We start from the raw sequence: 20,571 nt of genomic DNA on the forward strand, positions 1-20,571 counted from the left end.
CACAGTAACCAGCAGTCACTATGAACCTAAAGCGTATTGAAACCTTTGTTATTGTTGCTACTCTTCGCAGTTTTCGTAAAGCCGCCGAGCAGCAATTCACCACGCAACCGGCCATTTCATCTCGTATTGCCAGCTTAGAAAAAGAGCTGGGCGTGACCCTTTTCGACCGCGACGCATCACCGATTTCACTCACAACAAAAGGACGTGAATTACTGCCTTTTGCTGAAAAAATGCTGATGTCTGCAGAACAATTCCAAAAACGTGCCGAAAATACCGCCCTATTTACCGGCACACTGCGTCTCGGTATTTCTGAAACCGTGGTACACACCTGGTTGACGGAATTCCTCCGCCGTTTCAACGATAAATTTCCTCGTTTGGACATCGATATTACCGTCGATGTGACCTCTAACCTTCGCCATGATTTGCTCGACCGAACGTTGGATTTGGCCTTTCTGATGGGGCCTGTTTCTGAACCGTCTGTCACCAATTTGCCCTTGTGTCGCTATCCGTTGCAGTGGGTTGCTAGCCCCGAAATCGCCCTCCCCGATCATACCTTAACCGTGGCTGATCTGGCGCAATGGCCAATCATCACATATGCCAGAAACACCCAGCCTTTTGGGGAAATCAAACAGCATTTTGATCACGCCGACGCCGCCAGCGTGCGCTTTTTTACATCGAGCTCTTTATCTGCATGTTTGCGAATGACCGTTGATGGTTTAGGCGTGGCAACGCTTCCCGCCACCATTGCGGATCCCGAGATACAAAGTGGTCGATTACGCGCTGTTTCTTGCGAGTGGGCACCTTCACCACTGGGCTTTACGGCTTCGTATCTTCGTGCCCCATTCAATGGAGCGTCGGAAGAGGCGGCGAAGTTGGCGATGGACGTGGCTGAAGCACATTCTCAAAACTAGCACGGGCTCACAGGCGAGTTCACAGTCCTGATTAAAATAATTTATCGGAAAGGGTAAAAAACTATAATTGGACGAGATGACACTAAGCTGCAACATTTAGTTAACACGCATGACATGCAGGGTAACAGGATGACAGCCCCAATGAACGCAGGACAGAATACGTCGATTATTACCAATCATCACGAAGCAGCACTCACCCAAGCGCGTGAAATACGCCAGTTGGCGAGAAGTGGACAATTCACAGGTTCCACCAGCGGATTTGCGCCCGGCCTTGCTCAAGGCAATGTCGTGATACTGCCCAAAAGCTGGGCAGATGATTTTTTGATGTTCTGCCAACAAAACCCTGTCGCCTGTCCATTGTTAGCCGTGTCAGCGCCCGGAAAGCCGATTTTAGATACCTTGGGCGAAGACATTGATATTCGTTCAGATGTACCGGAATACCGCGTTTTTCGTCACGGTGAGCTTTCCAAAGAAACACACGATATCAGCGATTTATGGCGCACCGACATGGTGACGTTTGTGCTGGGCTGCTCGTTTTCCTTTGAAGACCCATTAATGCGCGCTGGCCTTTCGCTTCGCAATATTGATTGCAACGCCAATGTCTCCATGTATCGCACCAACATTGAAATGAACCCTAGCCAGTATTTCAGCGGCAATATGGTGGTTTCCATGCGCCCATTCAAACCGGCGGACGCCATTCGGGCGATACAGATCACCTCTCGCTACCCCAAATCTCACGGCGCACCCGTTCATATTGGTTATCCCGAAATGATTGGCATCCACGATCTCTCTCAGCCAGATTTTGGTGATGCAGTGCCCATCAATGATGATGAAATTCCTGTTTTTTGGGCATGTGGCGTAACGCCTCAACTCGCTATTGCCAATGCCTGCCCACCCATTGCCATCACTCACGCACCAGGGAAGATGATTGTGACGGATGTAAGTAACGACACACTTTCTATTTTTTAACGAACACATGTGAAAAGGAGACTTCCAATGAAGTTGTTGAAAACCCTACTACCCGCTGCGGTTGTGTCATTCTCGGCATTAATGATGCCTACCACTTTTGCTGCCCAGTGGCATATGCCAACCCCTTATGGTGATGCAAACCTGCCCACCAAAATTGCCTATGATTTTGCTGAAAACGTGAAAGCATCCACCAATGGCGAAGTAGACATCAAAGTCCACTCTGGTGCGTCTTTGATGAAGCACCCTGAAATCCCTCGCGCCGTGCGAACTGGTCAGGTGCAATTGGGTGAAGTGTTTATTGGCATCATGGGTAACACTGACCCGATTTTTAAGCATGACAACATTCCTTTCCTCGCCACCAATTACGAGCAAGCTCGCGCCCTGTGGGAAGCCTCAAAGCCTGAGATTGAAAAGCAACTAAGCAAAGAAGGCATGATGCTGCTGTACACCGTGCCATGGCCTGCACAAAGCCTTTACACCAAAGCACCGGTTAACTCGCTGGCAGACATAAAAGGCACCAAAATGCGCGCCTACAGCCCATCAACATCTCGCTTAGCGGATCTGATGAATACCACGCCAACCACAGTGCAAGTGCCTGATATTCCTCAAGCATTCAGCACAGGCATTATCGATGCAATGATCACGTCGCCATCAACAGGCGCAAACGGTCAAGCATGGGATTACCTAAGCCACTTCAACGAAATCAAAGCGTGGATCCCGAAAAACGTCGTCGTGATTAACAAGCGCGCGTTCAAACGCTTAGACAAAGCCTCACAGAAAGCCATTTTGGATGCGGCAGCGACCGCAGAAGCTCGCGGTTGGGACGAAGTCACAGCGCAAGAAGCGAAAGACACCAAAACCCTTGCTGATAACGGCATTGTGGTTTCTCAACCTTCTGAGCAACTGTTAAAAGAACTGCAAGCCATTGGTGTCACCATGACCAACGAATGGGAAGCAGAATCTCCACAAACTCTGACGCCTGTTTTAGAGGCTTATCGTAGTAAGTAATCACTCACTATTGATATTCCCCTCCCCGAATGGACTGGGGAGGGTGCTCTAACCAATCATGGCCTTGCCTGCTTATCGACTAGCTCGAAGGCCAATCAGGACGGTTCCAAAAAAGGTTAAGACTATGCGCGTTAAGCAAGCCTTATACATGCTGTCGGGCGGCTTGTCCGGTTTCTTCATCGTGGTGATCATGCTGATCATCCTCGCCCAAATTATCGGTCGTTTGCTTGGCTTTATCGTGCCATCAGCAGAAGACTTCTCAGGTTACGCATTGGCAGCCTCCACCTTCTTCGGCTTGGCTTATACCTTTCATGAAGGCGGCCATATTCGCGTCAATCTCGCCATTCAGCGACTACCCGAACAATGGCAACGTCCATTGGAAACTGTCGTCTTGGCGCTCGCATTTTTGTTGCTGTGCTTCGCCAGCTATTACTGCACTTACATGGTGTGGGAATCGCACGATTTTGAAGAAGTCACGCACGGCTACATACCGATCCCGCTTTGGATCCCGCAAGTTCCTGTCGCGTTGGGCATGATTGCGTTCAACCTCGCGGTACTTGATAGCCTTATCGAAAACATTCGCGGCATTACGCCTCATTACAAAGTGCTTGAAGGTGAAGAGGTAACTCTCGACCTTGGCAACGACAAGGAGGGCATGTAATGACTGACATGGCTCTGATTTCCTTTATCTTGGCACTTAGCCTTCTTCTGTTTCTCGCTGCGGGTTTATGGGTGTCACTATCACTCATCGGCGTTGGCGTGATTGGTCTTTACCTGACCGGAAACGAACAAATTGGATTGCTCTTTGCTTCTTCTAGCTGGGGCGCAAGCACCAGTTGGTCACTCACAGCACTGCCGATGTTTATCTGGATGGGGGAATTACTGTTTCGAACCCGTCTGTCGGAAGATCTCTTTAAAGGTCTAGCGCCTTGGTTAAGTGGCCTTCCCGGTAAATTGCTGCACGTGAACGTGCTTAGCTGTGGCATTTTCGCCGCTGTTTCTGGCTCATCAGCGGCAACAGCCGCCACCATTGGACGCATGACGCTGCCTGAGCTAAAAGCGCAGGGTTATAGCGAACGCATGGCCATTGGCACATTGGCAGGTTCTGGCACCTTGGGGCTGTTGATCCCCCCTTCTATCATTTTGATCGTGTATGGCGTGGCAGCTGAAGTGTCTATTGGCCGTTTGTTTATCGCAGGCGCATTGCCAGGCATCATGCTGATGTTGCTGTTTGTGGGTTACACCACGATTTGGGCAATGTTCAACAAAGACGGCGTTCCGCAACACAGCAGCGAAGACATTTCTTGGTCAGTACGCTTCAAGTCGCTGAAAAAGCTCATGCCTATCGTCCTTCTGATTGGCTTCGTGCTGGGCTCGATTTACGGCGGGTTTACCACACCAACCGAAGCGGCGGCTTTAGGTGTATTTGGCGCTATGGTATTGGCCGCCCTAACCGGTTCTCTCACACGCAAAAGCTTCATTGATAGCCTGCTCGGCGCAGTGAAAAGTGCCTGCATGATTGGCTTCATTCTGGTGGGCGCTCACTTCCTGACATTGGCGATGGGCTTTCTGGGTATTCCTCGTGCTTTGGCAGAGTGGATTGCGGCGATGTCACTGTCTCCGTTTGAGCTACTGCTTTACCTCACCATCTTGTTTGTGGTGCTGGGTTGCTTCTTGGATGGCATTTCCGTGGTGGTACTTACCGTGGCGGTTGTCATGCCGATGGTGCAGCAAGCGGGCATCGATTTGCTTTGGTTCGGTATCTTTATCGTTCTTGTGGTGGAGCTGTCACAAATCACCCCACCCGTTGGTTTTAATCTGTTTGTTATTCAGGCACTCACGGGCAAAAACATACTGTATGTCGCACGGGCTGCTTTTCCGTTTTTCATGCTGATCTTATTGGGGTTAGTGTTGATTAGCGTATTCCCAGACATTGTGACCTACTTGCCGACCACCATGAGTCAGCGGTAATGCAAACGGACAGACACAGCACCACACAGTGACAAAAAACAAGTGGATGGAGGATTCATTCAACATGAAATTAAATTGCGATATGGGTGAAAGCTTTGGTGCGTGGACCATGGGCAACGACGCGGACGTCATGCCTTGCATCGACATGGCGAGCATCGCGTGTGGCTTTCATGCCTCAGATCCCGTGATCATGCAAAAAACCGTGACACTCGCACTCGAGCATGGCGTGTCGATTGGCGCGCACCCCAGCTACCCTGATTTACTCGGTTTCGGGCGACGTAAATTCGATTGCTCCGAAGAAGAACTCTACGCATGGTTGGGCTATCAAATTGGCGCGCTCAAAGGCATCTGTCGCCAACAACGCGCCATTGTTGACTACGTTAAACCCCATGGCGCGTTATACAACACCATGATGAAAGACGAGAAGGTATTATGTACCGTCATGCAAGCAGTGAAAGCCACCGCGCCCGGTTGTCCATTGGTCGTGATGGCGGTTCCACATCGAGACCCTCTGAATCGATTAGCCGAAGAAATCGGAATTGAACTGCTGTTTGAAGCCTTTTCCGACCGCGCTTATGACGATGCTGGCTTCTTGGTTGATCGCCGTATTGAAGGGGCGGTTCACGGTAGCGCCGAGGCGATTTTACGCCAAGTTCAACAGATCACCGAACAAGGTACGGTCACGACGCTGAGCGGAAAAATATTGAAGGTCGACGCTGACACGCTATGCATTCATGGCGATGGCCCTCATGCTTCGGCAGTCGCACAAGCGCTGAGTTTGTGGAGGAAAAATGGTCAGAATTGAGGCAGTCAATGAACAAACATTGATTGTGTACTTCGGCGACAAGATTGACGAAGCCGTCGCGGCCAACGTCAATCATGCCATCTTCCAGATTCGACAAGCGTTGGGCGCAGTGATCACCGACATCATTCCGTCTTATAACTCGATACTGGTGAGCTTCGACCTGAGTAAGACCGATCGCTTCGATATCATCAAACGCATCAAATTCGCGCTTTCTACCAGCGCGGAAGCGGAAACCAATCACAGCGACAAGGTGCTGGTCGAAATTCCCGTTTATTACGGGAACGACGTTGCGCTGGACATGGCAGACGTGTGCGCGAAAACCGGTCTGGATACAAACACAGTGATCTCATTGCACAGCGAACGAGAATACCGCGTCTACGCCATTGGCTTTAGCCCCGGCTTCGCGTATCTGGGCAGCGTGGATGACGCGATTGTGATGCCTCGAAAATCAACGCCTCGCTTAAAAGTGCCGACGGGCAGCGTGGGGCTTGCCGACAGCCAAACCGCAATATATCCCAGCAGCACGCCAGGCGGTTGGCAGATCATCGGGCGCACACCTCTCAACATGTTGGATTGGGATAGCGAAACATTAGCGCGCGTTAACGTAGGAAATCGCGTGAAGTTTTGCCCCATCGACAAAGAAACATACATCAAACTAGGCGGAGTGTTCGATGAGCTTTGAAGTTATTAGTCCGGGAATGTTAACCCTGCTTCAAGACAGCGGACGCCACGGCTTTCAACATTTGGGAATCACCTCTGGTGGCCCGATGGACGAGCATGCTTTCTATTGGGCAAACCGCTTGCTCGGCAATGCACCCGACACCAATCAACTTGAAATCACCTTTGGGCAGTTAACACTCAAGGTCAACGCCGCCACAAGCATTGCCATTACTGGTGCAGACCTGTCAGCGCGCATTAACGACAAGCCCGTTCGCAACTGGTGTACCTATGGCGTTAAGCAAGGTGACATCATTGCATTCGATACGCCGATTCAAGGTTTACGTGCTTATTTGGCCGTGAAAAACGGCTTTGACTGTGTCGCCAAGCTCGGCAGCTGCGCAACGGTGAAACGCGAGAAGATCGGGGGCTTGCACGGCAATGGTGAGCCATTGAAACAAGGCGATGTGTTGCCATTTTCGCCCTGCTCGGAAGTGATAGAACAGCGCGCCCCTAAGTGGACCATTCCTCACTACGATGCACCTCTCGAACTGGGTGTCATGCCTGCCTACCAAAACGCTGCGTTCTCGCACGATGCGCAAATGACCTTCTACACCAGCGCTTATGAAGTGAGCCAACATATCGATCGCATGGGTTATCGCCTATCAGGTACGCCGATTAAAAGCAGCCTCGATGGCATCATTTCAGAAGGCATTGCGTTTGGTTCGATTCAAATTCCCAATGATGGTCAACCCATTGTTCTGATGAAAGACCGTCAAACCATTGGTGGATACCCGAAAATAGGATGCTTGAGCAGCTTAGGAGCTGGCCAATTATCACAGCGTAGACCGGGACAAACCGTGAGCTTTTCGCCGATGGATGTTGCTGATGCCGAAGTCGAAAGACGTTTATTCAATCGCGTGATCTTCGGATAAAACACAAAAATCTGCTCTACATCTAAAAGGACAATGCGGTAATGGAATCCCCTGACATCTCTCAGTTTCTGTCTACAATCAGTTTCTACATCACGGCCAAAGACAACAATAAACCGCACTTACTCAGCCACGTGTTTAGTGAATCAGCCACACTCTCCATGGCAGTCAACACTGACAGCATCACATTCCCATCGAAGACATCAGGCGCATCGGAGATTTCCAATGTGTTGGTAACTCACTTTAATCAGCGTTATGAAAACGTTTATACGTTTTGCCTTTCGGACGCCATTGAACGAGAAGGATCGTCACTATCTTGTAAGTGGTTTGTCGCGATGACTGAAAAAGAGAGCGGGCTGTTACGGGTTGGCTGTGGTTACTACGATTGGACATTCCACACTGATATTGAGACTAATGCCCGTGCCGAAATCCATGGCGAAACCAATACGCGCGTTGATGAGCTAACTATCACGATTGAACATATGGCAGCCCTCGCATTTCAACAGACGAGTTATTTCTTCAATGAATTAAGCCAGTTACCTTACCCATGGTGTGAAAGCAGTTTAGTGATTCAGGCCGTACCGAGCGACCCTGTGTTAGACGAGGTGCGATACTTTCTAGTCTCCTAACACTATCACTAACAAAGTGAGTGGCTGCGTATCGACCAAATAACATCATTAAAGGTACTCGCAAGGAGAAAGTTTTGATCAAGGAAGATGATTTTAAAATTGACGGTGAAACACTCTACTTCAAACAAGACCTTTATCCATTATCTAAAATCCAAAATGCACGAGTGAAAACCAACACATTAAAAGATCACCTGACTAGAATGATCGCAATTGGCTTCCTTGTCACAAGCGTTGTTTGGGCAGTATGTCCTGCCTCTTTCGGACTGCTCACCGCGCCCATTGCTTTGATCGCAGGTACTTTGGCGGCGCTGTCGTCGGCAAGAAAATATGAGCTGCAAGTCGAGTTCAAACATAAAGATGAAACCGGTTTACAATGGATTGTGATCGCCAAAGCCAACCGTACCAGCGTGAAAAATATCTTCGACAAACAGGCCATCAACATTCAGCAACATCACGCCAGTTAAACGGCGCGTCACATCCACTACAGAGCGCATCATGGAACTCAAGCACCAACAATATCTGGACAAGTACCTCGACACATTGCCCGCAGATGTCCGAGCACAACACACGTCATTCAGCGCCGACTATTACTGCGCTGATGAATACAATGCCAACGTATGTGCAAATTTGATCCTTCGCGGAGAAAAGCGGGCTTCTTGTAGCATGGCTTATTGGTATCGCCATCAAGGTGAACTCATGCCATCAGTTGGGCACTTGCAAGTGGTCACCTACTGGGCTGGCGACCCTGTTTGTATTGTCGAAATCACATCCGTATCAGAATGTCGCTTTAAAGATGTCACGGAAGAATTCGCTGCTTCAGAGGGCGAAGGCGATAAAACCTTAGCTTGGTGGCGCGACGCGCATTGGACGTTCTTCTCATTAGAATGTGAGGAGTTGGGTATAACACCCTGTGAAGACATGATGCTAATACTAGAGCGCTTCAAGGTAGTTTACTCATAACCTCCTCGCTAACGTAGCCCATAAGCCCTCCAAACCTCCAAACCTCCAAACCTCCCCATTAGTGTGTCGAAATCCTGACACAGCGGCGAAAAGGTTTAACCTAAAATTGTTGTTTATCTTAATTCTGGCGCTACACTGCGTCGCCTTTCGGCACAACTGCCGATATCCCAACACAAACATCGAGATAAACAACCATGAATATGAAAACGCTGCTTTCTCTTAGCCTCGTTTTAATTGGCCTGCTGACCCTATCAGGCACTGCCCAAGCCGAAGAAAGAATCACGTTGGGGCGCACTATCTTGCTCGAAAACGGTAAGCATGGCGCAGACATTCCTCTGCTGGTTTGTCGTCGCGTTAACGCTATCAAGGTAAAAGCCGATCGCGATGCCTATCTTAAGCAAGTTAAGGTTACCTTTAAGAATGGCGAAACCAAAACCATCAGTTTCTATCGCAACATCAAAGAAGACGACACCACTGATTGGCGTAAATTTGGTTACAAGCGCTGCGTGAAAAAGCTAGAAGTGTTTGGCGAATCGAAGAACTCGTCTGCCGGTATTCGTGTGTACGGACGCCAGTAAGACTAGGCGATAACATCCCCGAAGAAATTAAAGGCTGCGGACAAGTGAAGATGCACTTACACAGCACTCTTCAACTCCCCCTTGTTTCATGAAAAATACAAATGAAAAACGGCAAACACACTGTTTGCCGTTTTCTTTGAATTGCTAACTAAGCTAGAAGCGTATGCTTAGATAAAGTCCACATACGGCCTACTGAAGTTCCGCGTGTTCGGGAACATCTTGAAAATGTCGTCTTCTGGTAAACCAAACCAGCGACACAGGCTCGCATTCACTCTGTCTGCTGCCATCGTAGGAATGATACGACCGTTTTCGTAGTTCAGAGATGAATTTGGACGCAGTGATGGGAACCTACCGTAAGCACGGTCACCATTGACCGAGCCACCCAGAACAATCTGATGTCCGCCCCATCCATGATCGGTGCCGGTTTCGTTTGCTTGTGCGCGACGACCAAACTCAGACATTGTGATTGTGGTGACCGAATCTGATAACCCTTTATCATTTAGTGAGTTCTGGAAAGCAGAGAGCGATTCCGCCAACTCTTGTAATAGCACAGGGTGGACTGACGCTTGGTCATGGTGCGTATCAAACCCACCCATACCAACAAAGAACACCTGTCGATTTTGGCCCAGCGCTTCACGAGCTTGGATTAAGCGTTCTACCATCCCGAGTTGCTGACCCAATCGAGACTCTGGAAGGTTTCCACTCGCGGGGAAATCAGTCAACGCCGTATTCAGGAAGTTATTCTCAAGCACGCCATCTCGCATGGTTTTCGCATACTGACGAGAGTAAAGATTTTCGTATCCCTCCTCCATAAAGTGCCCGAAATAACCATCGCTCGCGCCATCAAGCTGCCCCCAACTAGGGTAGGTACCGACACCTTCTGGCTTTAGCACGCTTTGTCGTACAGACTCCCCGCGCATCAGCTTGTTCTCTCCGAAGAGTGAAAACAGCGAAGGCGCCGCAGATGTATTAGTGAAACGATCAAGCATTCTGCCCGCCCAACCAAGCTCAGAACCAAAGTTAGATGTGCCGGTTTGCCACATATCTTGTTGAAGGTTATGTGCCATCAAAAACTCAGGAAGCTCCACGGTGTTGTTCTCAATACCTTGGATGCGGGTTGGCTCAATGAGCTGACCTGAGTTGAGAAGAACGGTGGCATCTCCACGTCTAAAGTGAGGCATCAGCGGGCGCATCGCATCATTAATGCCGACCTTAATTCTTGATCCCGCTTTTAGTGTGGTATTCAACACGTTCTCTTTCGGAATTTTAAGGTCGCGTCGTGCTCGGCGATAAGCTCGGTAGTACTTTCTGTCGAGAGGAATAATGGTGTTAAACGCATCATTTCCACCAAACAAGAATACAACAACCAGTGCTTTGTGATCGGATGGTGACAATGGTGATGCCGCAAGTGGCGTGCTAACAAGGCCTGAAGCGGTGGCCGCTGCTGATCCTTTTAAAAAATTACGTCTTGTTAGCTTCATGCTACCGCCTCCTGCGTGAAAAATTCTGGCGAAGTGAGTGCCGTATATAGTGACAACTTAACTTTCGTTGTTACATGCAGTTCCGAGTGTTCAACAAGCGCTTGCTCCAAGCGCGTTTTCAAACTGTTTCGCATCGCACTACAGAAGAATCTGTCGCTGATAAGCTCTACCAGTGCAGTGTTATCTGAGGCAGTATTACCGGAAGCAGCGGTAACGTAATCCGAATGGTCCCACGTTAAATTGTTGTACCCACCGCGTGGCGTCAGAAGCAATTCAAAAATGTACTGTTGGGTATCATGCAAGGTTTGCGCGTTGATAATGGCAAACTCCGGTGCCGTCATGCCCTTCTCGCTGATTTCGCCACGTGGCGCATAATCTGGCGTATAAAAGTTAAAGACCGAAGCAGCAGCAAGTGGCGCCTGACCAAACGTTCTTTCCGTTCTAAAGAAGTCGCGCCATACGCTTTCTGTTGTGTCGACACCCAAGCCACGTGATATTTGCGCCATCGCGAGAATAGGCTCTTTTACACTGCCGAAGTGCTGGCGCTGTTCAATGGCACTATCACCTTTACCGATTTGATTGACAGCATCTTCATCCGTCAGAATCGCAAACAGCACGGCTTTTAGGTCGCCGCGAACACCCTCACCATTGTCGATGAATATGCGCGCCACACGTTCAACATACTCAGGGCGTGGGTTGCTGGTAACAAAGCGCTTAATAAGCAGTGTTGAGATAAAAGGCGGAGTGTTGTGATGTTCAAACAACATATCCAGCGCAAGACTCATGTCTTTCCTCGCTGATTGCCCCTCATCAAATTGCGTACCCAATACAACCTTAGCACCAAAATCATGATTGTCCGTTTTGGCTCTCATCTGCTTCAACGGATCAACACCCACCCAACCAGTAAACACACGCGCCAGTTCTGATACATCTCGTTGTGTGTAAGTGGGAATGCGTTTTCCATTCGCATTGAGCACCGGCGTGCCGTTAATATTGAGTTCCCAAAGGCCCAATGAAAAAAGCTGCATGATTTCACGTGCGTAGTTTTCATCCGGGTAGGTATTTAATGCAGGATTGGCTTTCTTGCTGTCCTTCATTGTTAGGTATAAACCCATTGCAAGGCTTAGCGAAGCCTCTTCCATCAAAGTACGAAAGTTGCCCAGAGCATTGTTAACGAGGATGTCATAATAGTTCACAACGACATCACGACGGGCCGCAACACCTTTGTCTGACACAACAAAGATCTGGCTCAATGCATAGGCCATGCGCTGTCTGAGCTGGTCTTCTGCATGCAATGCATGCTTCCACCATGCGCCATAGTGACCAGTTTCAGTCACTTGGCTTTTCTCTTCGTAAGTGGGCGTATATTCAATTGCAAGAGGAAGATGCAATGACACTGGACGGTCTACTTGCTCGTCGAACCACGCTCTAATGCCTTGCGACATCAATACGTCAACGTCACCGACCTTTGGTCCAAAGGTGGCGCGTTGAAGAAATCTATTCGATTGGGCGGTGCTCATCTCAATGTCGTGTACCATTTCAATTCCTTTTGCTATTCCCTGTTGGGTATGAAGTCTTCGTCCCACTCATGGATCTCACGTTCCATGAACCTCAAGATTAAATGGCATCCTTTAGGCCCCTCACTCGCATTTTGTTATCAGAGACAACATAAGGCTGCATTCAACTGGGCACATTCTGACCTATTCCATTGGTTGAATATGACTCACTTATGAGACATTGAGATTCTTTTTGAGTTAGTGCTCAATAGTGCGACCAGTGTATGTCCAAAAAAGTGACATCCTACCTGCCATCAGCACCACCCTTTTCTCATTCAGCGCCATTTAATACTCCCAACGCACGCCAGAAACGAATCGAACAGCCATAATGCCTTCGTGATTCAATTTGCCGCTTGCCCCGTGCTTTTCTTCTCTCACAACGCCAGCACTCCATGCCATAATCCATTCCAACAACACATAACAAATGACGAAGACAATGAAACTGATTGATAAACTGGCTTGGCTAACGATTAAAGACGGCAAACTTTTGGCCGTACGTTCAAAAGGAAAATCGCTTTTCTATCTACCGGGTGGCAAACGTGAGGCGGGCGAAACCGATGAGCAAGCGCTGATCCGCGAAATCAAAGAAGAACTGTCTGTCGATCTAGTGCCTGAAAGCCTGAAATATGTAGAGACTTTCACAGGCCCTGCTGATGGCAAAGCGGAAGGCGTGTCAGTGCAATTAACCTGTTACTTCGGTGATTTCACGGGCGAGTTAGTCGCGGATTCGGAAATTGAAGAGTTGGCGTACTTGGGTGCAGCGGACGAAGCCGTTACTTCTAAAGCCGCTTGGATTGCCCTTGAGTGGCTGATTCAGCAAGGCCATATCACGCAATAATAGTTTGCGATAAAAACGCGCCCGCAAGGCGCGTTTTTTTATGCGGGTTATGACGATAAAGTTCGGAACGCTCCCTGATACTCAATTTCTTTTATTTAACCGCAAGACACGTTGGCTTTTCCTCATGAATATGCCCTGTCAATAAACACGGTTGATTCCCATCTTTGTGATTTTTCGAGATTTTAACTATCCTGCTGGTTCTCTGAAAATATCACTGTGGTACGGTTGTCGTAACTTGTTAAATCGAGTGAGACAGGGAATGAGGTTGATACAGAAATCACGTTTGTTTTTTCAGGATGGAAATTCAGACAAAGTCTACGAAGTTGATTTAGTCGACACGGGCAGTACAGATGATAACGCAAAGTACTTAGTGAACTTCCGTTATGGTCGTCGCGGTGCCAACTTACGTGAGGGCACTAAAACGTCTGCTCCCGTTTCGCTGGAAAAAGCACAAAAGCTGTTTGATTCCGTTGTCATCTCCAAAACGAACAAAGGTTATCGCGATAGCCTGTCCCCGTCTTCACCATCAAAAGATCCGATATCGGCTCCTACCAATAGTGCGTCATTACTCGATCGTATTCGACATGAAAAGCACCCAGATGCGCGGGCCCGTCAAGTATGGCGATTGCCACCAGAGAAAAATGAAGAAGCAGCCGCACTGGTATCCACTTTTTTGGGACAAAAATCCGACTTACATGAATACACCATGTTATGGACCTTAGGACGGATTGGCGACGAAGCTCAGATCAACCTCATCACGCCTTATTTGCGCCACAACAATGAAATGTTGGCGCAGCTTGCTGTAGAAGTCATCTTTGCGCTAACGCCAGAAAACGAAAGAAAAGAGCGCTACCAATCACTGCGAACTAATCAAGACGACATCACGCCTGAAGCGTTGAAGAAATCCTTGTCTCTGTTTAACGACGCGGACACTAAACGCGCCACCAGCGTCCCGATCGGCCCATTATTGAAAACCGCGTATTTGCAGGCGCTCGTCGATAAAAACATTCGCCGCGCTCTGCTCGATATTCTACCCAAGATTCCTTTTACACCCGGTGCATTCCGCGGCGTCCGCTACTTGCTCAAGATGAGCGAATTCAGAATGGATGTTGAGGTATTTAGTGCATTGAGTATTCGGTTGGAGCAAAGCAAACCCCATTTCAATCGGGAGTGGCGCGTACTCTACAACGAACACGGGCGCTTGAATGTAGAAGAAGAATTGGCATCCGATCACGCACGTCTTGCTCATTCACAAAAAACGCATCGATACCTTGTTTCTCGCTATTCTCGGGTGCTTAAGCGTTTGGGTGTGTCGCAAAGCGATCGCTTTATTGAGCTCGCCGAAGCGACGCTACTGCAATACAACGCCGACCATGCAAAACCCGCGCGCTCAACCCCACAATACCGATGGGACGAAAACTGGCGTCGCCAATTGATCGCGACACTTCATTACGACGAGTACGCACACTGCGCGGCGTTGAACACCTTGCTTCGTGCCAACAACCCTGCCTATTCAAAAAACCGCCGTGGTATTTGGCGCTTCGACCCTGACACGCATTTTGACGGTCGGGGTGATGCATTCCCAGAACGCTGGAACACTGCACCTGACAGCTTGCTTCGCATTGCTTGTCGCACGGCCTGTGAACCTATTTCAGACTTTGCGATTCGCGCGCTCGAAGACAACACCGATTTTCTTGAAACACTTTCACTCGATGATGTCATTCGCCTTTTTACAAAGCCATTCACGCGCTCTCAAGCCTTCGCATCAACCCGACTGAAACATTTACTCGCCAGCCAACCTGTCACGAGCGAAATTCTTGTTCTTTTGTTTAATAGCGGTTTGGCTGCGCCCATTTCACTTGGGCTAGAACTGCTCGGGCAAAAACGCGATTTTGACGACATGTTAACGGCGATAGCCCATGCACTGTGTATCGACCCAAGTATTGCGCTATCCGATCACACCAGCGTCATTGCTTGGCTTGACGCGCCAGAGCAAAAAGCCAAATTCACGTTTGTCGATAAATCCGCATTGCTCTCAGCCGTGCTCTCCGTGGTCAGCGAAAAAGATTTCACGTCTAAAGAGCATGCTACACAGACCTTTGACTGGTTGATGACGCAATGTCATGACGAACTTACCAATGCGCGCACGACATCATTGCCTGATATCGCAACCGCAGAGGTATTGATTCAATCGCCTTCCATCAACCTTGCACTTTTCGGATGCAAACTTCTTGATGCCATGCCGATTGCTTACCATCAAATCTCAGAAGCAACATTAAGTACGATTCAAGCCTCTGATGATGAAGATATTCAGGCGTTCGCGATCGCTTTGCTGAAAAAGCTGACCCACGACGAGCTCGCAGGCAAACTCGGTTACTTGCTCGGTTCATTGGCGAAATGCGCCCCTGCACAACAACACGCAACCCTGAGCGTGTTTGCCGAGACAATGAAAGCCTCGTCATACAACGAAAGTAACGCTAAGAATCAACAGGCGATTGTTGAACACATGGTGAGCTTACTGCACGCCAATAAGCTAGAAGACAGTCTTCAGCAGCAGCTTCTCGATTTTCTGCGTAAGCATGGCCGCACCTTATTACGCGATGAAACGCACAATGAGAGTCTATGGAAACTGGCGACCGCACGCTCTGAAATGGCCCATACGCTTGCGTCTGAGCACTTTGAAGAACGCACACCTTTTTCACGATTCACTGCCGAGCAAGGGATCGCGCTACTCAACAGTCCCACGCTGGCATTGCGCGAACATGCACAGGAATACTTCGGTGATTCACCTGACGAACTCGTTGCCCAGATGGACAACATTGTTTCTGTCATGGAAAGTGAGTGGCAAGACACACAAGGCTTTGTATTCAACTTCTGCAGAGAGTCGCTGTCGAGAGATCAATGGACACCGGACCAGATCGTGGCCGTTTGTGACAGTGTGATGGAGCCAGTGCAACGCTTTGGGCGAGAGTTAGTGCAAACCTATTTTGATCAAGGGGATGCCGAGCAGTACCTCTTACAACTCAGTCAGCATCCAGCCGCTAACGTTGAGCTATTCGTCAGTCAGTTGCTGCCTCAACACGCCAGCAACAATGAAACCACGATTGTTGCGCTGCAACCCTATTTCGTTTCCGTGCTGACACGCGTTAACACGGGACGTCCTGCGAAAGACAATGTCATCCGCTTTTTGACCGCTCAAGCGAACACTTCTGATGCCGTAAGAGCCATGCTCAGTCAATTGCTGACGCGCTTGTCGCTCACCTCAGTACAAAAAGACAAAGCAGAATACATCAAGCTAATGATGCACCTAAAACAAACCCACGGCGATTTGGCCCTGCCTGTCGAGCTGAAAGTCGTTCGTCATGCCGCGCATCATGAGCTTGAGGAGTAAACATGGAAGTGACCTATCGCTATGCCAATGCTTCTCGCGTTGGTTCAAACACCAAGCAAACCGACATGTCGTTTGCGCCAGATTTATCCCGTCCGCCCACCTTCTTCGTTGGTGAACTTAAAGATAAGCGACGTTTTAGAGAAGCCATGTCCAGCCTTCACGATGTGGTGATTTCAGACATGCGTTTCATGCCGAAAAACCGCGAAGAATACCAACGATGGTTAGCGGGTGAAGAAGAACGCATGCTCGCAGAGTTCGTTAGCCGATCAGGAAAAGTGAAAGCGGAACTTGATACGGTGAGCGCTGAGCTAGGGGACATGAACCGTCAAGCGGGTGAGATGCTGACTCCCTACTACAAAGCGCAAGATGCGTATTTTAAGTATCTTTACAAGAACGACATGGATGCGTGGTATGTGCTTGATCCTGTCATCACCATTCACCCTGACCAGGTCTTTTTTGAGTGCTTTTCTGAAGATGAATCCAGCTACGGCAAGTTGAGTTGCCAATACGATGTGTTTGCCAACGTTTCTGAGCAAGCCTATGGCACCACCAATATTGATTACTCGACCAAACTGTATAACGAATTTCAGAAGATACGCGATTACCGCACCACCATGCTGAAAATTGACCCAGAGGGGTTCAATATTCAGACCTCTGGCGCTGCAGCGTATGACGAAAAGAAAATTGATTTACCGGAGAGCTGGGTTCGTGGTTTCTTGCAAGTCAGCTCTGCAATGACGCTACCAATGGTGACGCTTCGCCTGCAGCCCATGGATATTCATAACCTGTGCCTGCAACTAAAGCGCAAAAAAGAACGCGTCGGCCCTCGCTCAATGCGTTTTGAGCTGATACCAGGTAAGCCAATTCAGGTTGTAATGGAACCGTGGGACGATGTGATTCGCTTTGATCGTTCAATTTACCAAGGCGACTCAGAACGTTCTATTCGTGTTTGGGGACGCCGCCGATTGCTCATTCTTGAGCGCTTATTGCCCATTGCCGACCACTTTGACGTTCATCTTATGGATGATGGTTTACCCTCATTCTACGTTGCCAATATGGGCCCACTCACTTTCACACTCGGACTTTCAGGCTGGAGTGCGAATGATTGGTCTCAAGCAGGTAACTTCGATTTGCTTGCCCCGCGTGAAACCGTGGATCAACTGACCAGCCAGCGTGTCTATCAAGCACTAGAACAAACACATCAAGAAAGCGCGACAAACCTTGCGACCCGCCTGCAACTTGATCTTAGCACCGTAAAATCTGCCCTAGCACAGTACAGTCAGTTAGGGTTGGTTTTGTATGACATGACAGCGGATGTGTACCGATTACGCGCACTGTATAACGCGCCCGTTAATTTAGATGAAATCCGCTTTAATAACGAACGGGAAAAGAAAGCCGCTAACTTCGTGGCAGCAAAGCTCGTGACCATTGATAAGGCGGAATCAGATCAAAAGGGCACTGAACTCATTGGTACCGTGATGGACAACGCCCATGAATATCACGTGGCATTGAGCATCGATAATGACCAACGGTTGGTGAAAGGCGAATGCCAGTGTCATTTCTGGCATCAAAACAAACTTCGGCAAGGCCCATGCGAACATATGCTAGCCCTGAGACTCACGCTCTCTCAGGAGCGTCTCGCATGAAAATGATAACGAGATTGACATCACTTTTTCGCTGTAACTCACTTGAATCGTTCACACGCGAACTGCATGCTATCGATTCAAATTTCAGCAGTTTGAATGCTATGCACTCAAACTCTGCCCTTTTTGGTAGCGCGACGTTAGAACCTTGCATCGCGAATGGTGGATCACCATTCTGGTACAAAGACTACCCACGCGTCACTGAGGCAATCTTAACTGGGCCGTACTGTCACCTATATCGCTATTGCGGTATGACTTCGAAGAAGTCAATGAGCGATATAGGTAACGTACGGCATCGAGTTGATTCCCTCAGTACTAAGAACTCTTCGAAGGAAGTTGTCGCGCTACCAATCCCCCTCATCGCGTTTTGCACCTTTCTGTTTTCTACCGATGTCTCCTTAGCCAAGGAGGGTATTTGCCATGTCTAACGAACAACAAAACGATTCCCCTATTCAAGACCCGTCTCCCAAGCTCACTCGTCAGGAGCTGTATGACCGCGTGAGACGCGTTGGAAAAGACGAATACATATTGAGCGAGATGATTCGCTTGGGGTTTTGGAAAAGAGACGCAAACAAACCCAGCCTGACAGACACGTTCCTACAAAAACGCTCTGCGTTACAATCCAGGCTACGTGAACTCAGCAAAGAGAATGCGCTTTACTCCGATCCTGAAAAAGCGCTCAAAGCACTTCATGAAGAACGCAAAAAAGCCGCGCTCGAAAAGCGAGAGCTGACAAAAATCGAGCGAAACACGGCGCGCTATCAACGGGCCTTCGCGTGGTACACAAAACAACAAACATCTTTCACGTACCTTGGTGATAATGTTTCTGCCGGATTGGAAGACAAAACCTCAGACGAGGAAAAACTCGTTTCTCAGGCACTTCCCGTTTTTGACAACGCGGGTGCAGTGGCTGACGCCATGGGAATATCCACCAGCGAGCTGCGTTTTCTTTGCTACCAAAAAGACGTGTCAACGATCTCCCACTATCAAGACTTTACCATCAACAAAAAATCCGGCGGCGTACGCACGATCTCAGCCCCCATGCCGAGGATGAAGCGTTCACAGTATTGGTTACTCGATAATGTGCTAAACAAGCTCGCGATCCACGATGCCGCACACGGATTTGTTTCAGGCAAAAGCATTGTTTCGAACGCACAGCCACACGTCAAAAAGCAGGTTGTGATTAATTTGGACATGAAGGACTTCTTTCCCTCTGTCAGTTACAAACGCGTCAAAGGCATGTTCATAAATCTTGGTTACAGCGAAGAGCTTGCCACCACGTTTGCTTTACTTGCCACAAAGCGGGAAACACAGGCGTTAGAGATGGATGGCAAAACATGGCATGTCGCCGTCGGTGAACGCGTGCTGCCTCAGGGTTCACCATGTAGCCCAGCCATTACCAACGTATTGTGTCGACGACTTGATGCCCGTTTGCTGGGTATGGCGGAAAAGCTAGGGTTTACTTACACCCGATATGCCGATGATTTGACCTTTTCAAGCGATGACGCGAGCAAAGTACAAGCATTGCTCTGGCGTTCTAAGCAAATCGTTTCCAGCGAAGGTTTTGTCATTCACCCCGACAAAACACGCGTTATGCGTCGGCATCAAAAACAAGAAGTGACGGGCGTGGTCGTCAACGATGGCTTGTCTGTGGAGCGGAAAACCTTAAAACGTTTTCGTGCCGTATTGCGCCATGTAGAAATGGATGGTCCCGAGAATAAACACTGGGGAAGCGGAGAGTTGTTCCAAAGTTTGGCGGGCTACGCCAACTTTGTTGCCATGGTGAACCCTGAGAAAGGTATTCCCCTGCAAAAAGCCGTGGTTCACTTAAAACGCCAACATAACATTCCGACACCAGCAGGCAAGATCAGCGCGTTGAACAAGAAGCTCTTTCGGATTAAAGCGGCAAAAGGTGAAGCGCCGAGAGAAACATGGTGGCAACCGATGATTAAGCCAGCACCTGAATTGGAGTTCACTCCCGCTCAGATCCAGCACAAAAAGCGTGAAGCAATGGCAGAACAAAGACAGCTCTCCGATGCATCTTCAGGCACGCAAACAGAGGACGTAGATAACACAGCTTCTGAGTCAGGCAAGAAAAAGCGTGGTATTGGTTTTTGGATTTTTGCGGTCATTTTTTCACCCATCATATTGCTGGTCGCGATATCTCGCACCTCAACAACAGCCAAAATTGCTCTGGCAGCATCAATCCTCTTTTGGATGTATTACTTCTTCATGTAATTCC

General features: G+C 48.9%; 18 protein-coding genes. 16 read left to right on the top strand and 2 right to left on the bottom strand.

What is annotated here, in order from left to right:
* Positions 1–20 precede the first annotated feature (20 nt).
* The 12 genes from Q365_RS0100195 (at position 21) to Q365_RS0100250 (ending at position 9,420) form a co-directional block, all read left to right on the top strand.
* Positions 21–911 carry a LysR family transcriptional regulator gene (locus Q365_RS0100195; RefSeq protein WP_028021439.1) on the top strand — a complete coding sequence of 297 codons (891 nt, stop codon included), beginning with the start codon at positions 21–23 and terminating at the stop codon, positions 909–911.
* 141 nt (positions 912–1,052) lie between these two features.
* Positions 1,053–1,880 carry a putative hydro-lyase gene (locus tag Q365_RS0100200; RefSeq protein ID WP_035024198.1) on the top strand — a complete coding sequence of 276 codons (828 nt, stop codon included), beginning with the start codon at positions 1,053–1,055 and terminating at the stop codon, positions 1,878–1,880.
* A 27-nt stretch (positions 1,881–1,907) separates the two neighbouring features.
* Positions 1,908–2,888 carry a TRAP transporter substrate-binding protein gene (locus Q365_RS0100205; protein WP_028021441.1) on the top strand — a complete coding sequence of 327 codons (981 nt, stop codon included), beginning with the start codon at positions 1,908–1,910 and terminating at the stop codon, positions 2,886–2,888.
* A gap of 124 nt (positions 2,889–3,012) precedes the next feature.
* Positions 3,013–3,549, top strand: coding sequence for a TRAP transporter small permease (locus tag Q365_RS0100210; protein ID WP_028021442.1), 537 nt, complete (start codon positions 3,013–3,015; stop codon positions 3,547–3,549).
* Positions 3,549–4,859: a TRAP transporter large permease gene (locus Q365_RS0100215; RefSeq protein WP_028021443.1), complete on the top strand. Its 1,311-nt coding sequence runs from the start codon at positions 3,549–3,551 to the stop codon at positions 4,857–4,859. The genes Q365_RS0100210 and Q365_RS0100215 overlap by 1 nt, the downstream gene beginning before the upstream one ends.
* Positions 4,860–4,923: 64 nt before the next feature.
* The gene (locus Q365_RS0100220) at positions 4,924–5,664 is read left to right on the top strand and encodes a 5-oxoprolinase subunit PxpA (RefSeq protein ID WP_028021444.1); all 741 of its coding nucleotides are present in this window, start codon (positions 4,924–4,926) and stop codon (positions 5,662–5,664) included.
* Entirely contained in the window at positions 5,651–6,346 is a 696-nt protein-coding gene (pxpB, locus tag Q365_RS0100225) for a 5-oxoprolinase subunit PxpB (protein WP_028021445.1), read from the top strand. The genes Q365_RS0100220 and pxpB overlap by 14 nt, the downstream gene beginning before the upstream one ends.
* Positions 6,336–7,256 (top strand): 5-oxoprolinase subunit C family protein, encoded by a 921-nt coding sequence (locus tag Q365_RS0100230; RefSeq protein WP_028021446.1) that lies wholly within the window; start codon positions 6,336–6,338, stop codon positions 7,254–7,256. The genes pxpB and Q365_RS0100230 overlap by 11 nt, the downstream gene beginning before the upstream one ends.
* Before the next feature lie 41 nt (positions 7,257–7,297).
* On the top strand, positions 7,298–7,882 hold the full coding sequence (locus Q365_RS0100235) for a hypothetical protein (protein WP_028021447.1): 585 nt from the start codon (positions 7,298–7,300) through the stop codon (positions 7,880–7,882).
* 74 nt (positions 7,883–7,956) lie between these two features.
* Complete coding sequence (locus Q365_RS0100240; RefSeq protein ID WP_028021448.1) at positions 7,957–8,346, top strand: hypothetical protein; 390 nt, start codon at positions 7,957–7,959, stop codon at positions 8,344–8,346.
* Positions 8,347–8,377: 31 nt separating this feature from the next.
* Positions 8,378–8,842, top strand: a complete 465-nt coding sequence (locus Q365_RS0100245; RefSeq protein ID WP_028021449.1) for an ASCH domain-containing protein — start codon at positions 8,378–8,380, stop codon at positions 8,840–8,842.
* A 194-nt stretch (positions 8,843–9,036) separates the two neighbouring features.
* Positions 9,037–9,420 carry a DUF2541 family protein gene (locus tag Q365_RS0100250; protein WP_028021450.1) on the top strand — a complete coding sequence of 128 codons (384 nt, stop codon included), beginning with the start codon at positions 9,037–9,039 and terminating at the stop codon, positions 9,418–9,420.
* Between the two features lie 167 nt (positions 9,421–9,587).
* Here Q365_RS0100250 and Q365_RS0100255 read toward each other — a convergent pair whose 3' ends face one another.
* Together Q365_RS0100255 and Q365_RS0100260 are read right to left on the bottom strand one after the other, a co-directional pair.
* The gene (locus Q365_RS0100255) at positions 9,588–10,901 is read right to left on the bottom strand and encodes a DUF1501 domain-containing protein (protein ID WP_028021451.1); all 1,314 of its coding nucleotides are present in this window, start codon (positions 10,899–10,901) and stop codon (positions 9,588–9,590) included.
* The gene (locus Q365_RS0100260; protein WP_051563685.1) at positions 10,898–12,439 is read right to left on the bottom strand and encodes a DUF1800 domain-containing protein; all 1,542 of its coding nucleotides are present in this window, start codon (positions 12,437–12,439) and stop codon (positions 10,898–10,900) included. Before Q365_RS0100260 ends, Q365_RS0100255 begins: the two co-directional genes overlap by 4 nt.
* A 454-nt stretch (positions 12,440–12,893) precedes the next feature.
* Here Q365_RS0100260 and Q365_RS0100275 point away from each other — a divergent pair, with 454 nt between their 5' ends.
* The 4 genes from Q365_RS0100275 to Q365_RS25200 all read left to right on the top strand — a co-directional run bounded on the left by Q365_RS0100275 (position 12,894) and on the right by Q365_RS25200 (position 20,567).
* The gene (locus tag Q365_RS0100275; RefSeq protein WP_028021453.1) at positions 12,894–13,295 is read left to right on the top strand and encodes an NUDIX hydrolase; all 402 of its coding nucleotides are present in this window, start codon (positions 12,894–12,896) and stop codon (positions 13,293–13,295) included.
* Between the two features lie 265 nt (positions 13,296–13,560).
* The gene (locus Q365_RS0100280; protein ID WP_162176364.1) at positions 13,561–16,686 is read left to right on the top strand and encodes a WGR domain-containing protein; all 3,126 of its coding nucleotides are present in this window, start codon (positions 13,561–13,563) and stop codon (positions 16,684–16,686) included.
* A 2-nt stretch (positions 16,687–16,688) separates the two neighbouring features.
* Entirely contained in the window at positions 16,689–18,332 is a 1,644-nt protein-coding gene (locus Q365_RS0100285) for an SWIM zinc finger family protein (protein WP_028021455.1), read from the top strand.
* A gap of 417 nt (positions 18,333–18,749) precedes the next feature.
* Positions 18,750–20,567, top strand: coding sequence for a reverse transcriptase family protein (locus Q365_RS25200; protein ID WP_051563686.1), 1,818 nt, complete (start codon positions 18,750–18,752; stop codon positions 20,565–20,567).
* Positions 20,568–20,571: the final 4 nt, after the last annotated feature.

It is taken from the genome of Enterovibrio calviensis DSM 14347, assembly GCF_000621165.1.
In the GTDB taxonomy this organism is placed as follows: Bacteria; Pseudomonadota; Gammaproteobacteria; order Enterobacterales; family Vibrionaceae; genus Enterovibrio; species Enterovibrio calviensis.

Excerpts from the sequence above, each read along its gene's own strand:
- Q365_RS0100195 (WP_028021439.1), top strand. The coding sequence starts at position 21 with ATGAACCTAAAGCGTATTGAAACCTTTGTTATTGTTGCTACTCTTCGC.
- Q365_RS0100200 (WP_035024198.1), top strand. The coding sequence starts at position 1,053 with ATGAACGCAGGACAGAATACGTCGATTATTACCAATCATCACGAAGCA.
- Q365_RS0100205 (WP_028021441.1), top strand. The coding sequence starts at position 1,908 with ATGAAGTTGTTGAAAACCCTACTACCCGCTGCGGTTGTGTCATTCTCG.
- Q365_RS0100210 (WP_028021442.1), top strand. The coding sequence starts at position 3,013 with ATGCGCGTTAAGCAAGCCTTATACATGCTGTCGGGCGGCTTGTCCGGT.
- Q365_RS0100215 (WP_028021443.1), top strand. The coding sequence starts at position 3,549 with ATGACTGACATGGCTCTGATTTCCTTTATCTTGGCACTTAGCCTTCTT.
- Q365_RS0100220 (WP_028021444.1), top strand. The coding sequence starts at position 4,924 with ATGAAATTAAATTGCGATATGGGTGAAAGCTTTGGTGCGTGGACCATG.
- pxpB (WP_028021445.1), top strand. The coding sequence starts at position 5,651 with ATGGTCAGAATTGAGGCAGTCAATGAACAAACATTGATTGTGTACTTC.
- Q365_RS0100230 (WP_028021446.1), top strand. The coding sequence starts at position 6,336 with ATGAGCTTTGAAGTTATTAGTCCGGGAATGTTAACCCTGCTTCAAGAC.
- Q365_RS0100235 (WP_028021447.1), top strand. The coding sequence starts at position 7,298 with ATGGAATCCCCTGACATCTCTCAGTTTCTGTCTACAATCAGTTTCTAC.
- Q365_RS0100245 (WP_028021449.1), top strand. The coding sequence starts at position 8,378 with ATGGAACTCAAGCACCAACAATATCTGGACAAGTACCTCGACACATTG.
- Q365_RS0100250 (WP_028021450.1), top strand. The coding sequence starts at position 9,037 with ATGAATATGAAAACGCTGCTTTCTCTTAGCCTCGTTTTAATTGGCCTG.
- Q365_RS0100255 (WP_028021451.1), bottom strand. The coding sequence starts at position 10,901 with ATGAAGCTAACAAGACGTAATTTTTTAAAAGGATCAGCAGCGGCCACC.
- Q365_RS0100260 (WP_051563685.1), bottom strand. The coding sequence starts at position 12,439 with ATGGTACACGACATTGAGATGAGCACCGCCCAATCGAATAGATTTCTT.
- Q365_RS0100275 (WP_028021453.1), top strand. The coding sequence starts at position 12,894 with ATGAAACTGATTGATAAACTGGCTTGGCTAACGATTAAAGACGGCAAA.
- Q365_RS0100285 (WP_028021455.1), top strand. The coding sequence starts at position 16,689 with ATGGAAGTGACCTATCGCTATGCCAATGCTTCTCGCGTTGGTTCAAAC.
- Q365_RS25200 (WP_051563686.1), top strand. The coding sequence starts at position 18,750 with ATGTCTAACGAACAACAAAACGATTCCCCTATTCAAGACCCGTCTCCC.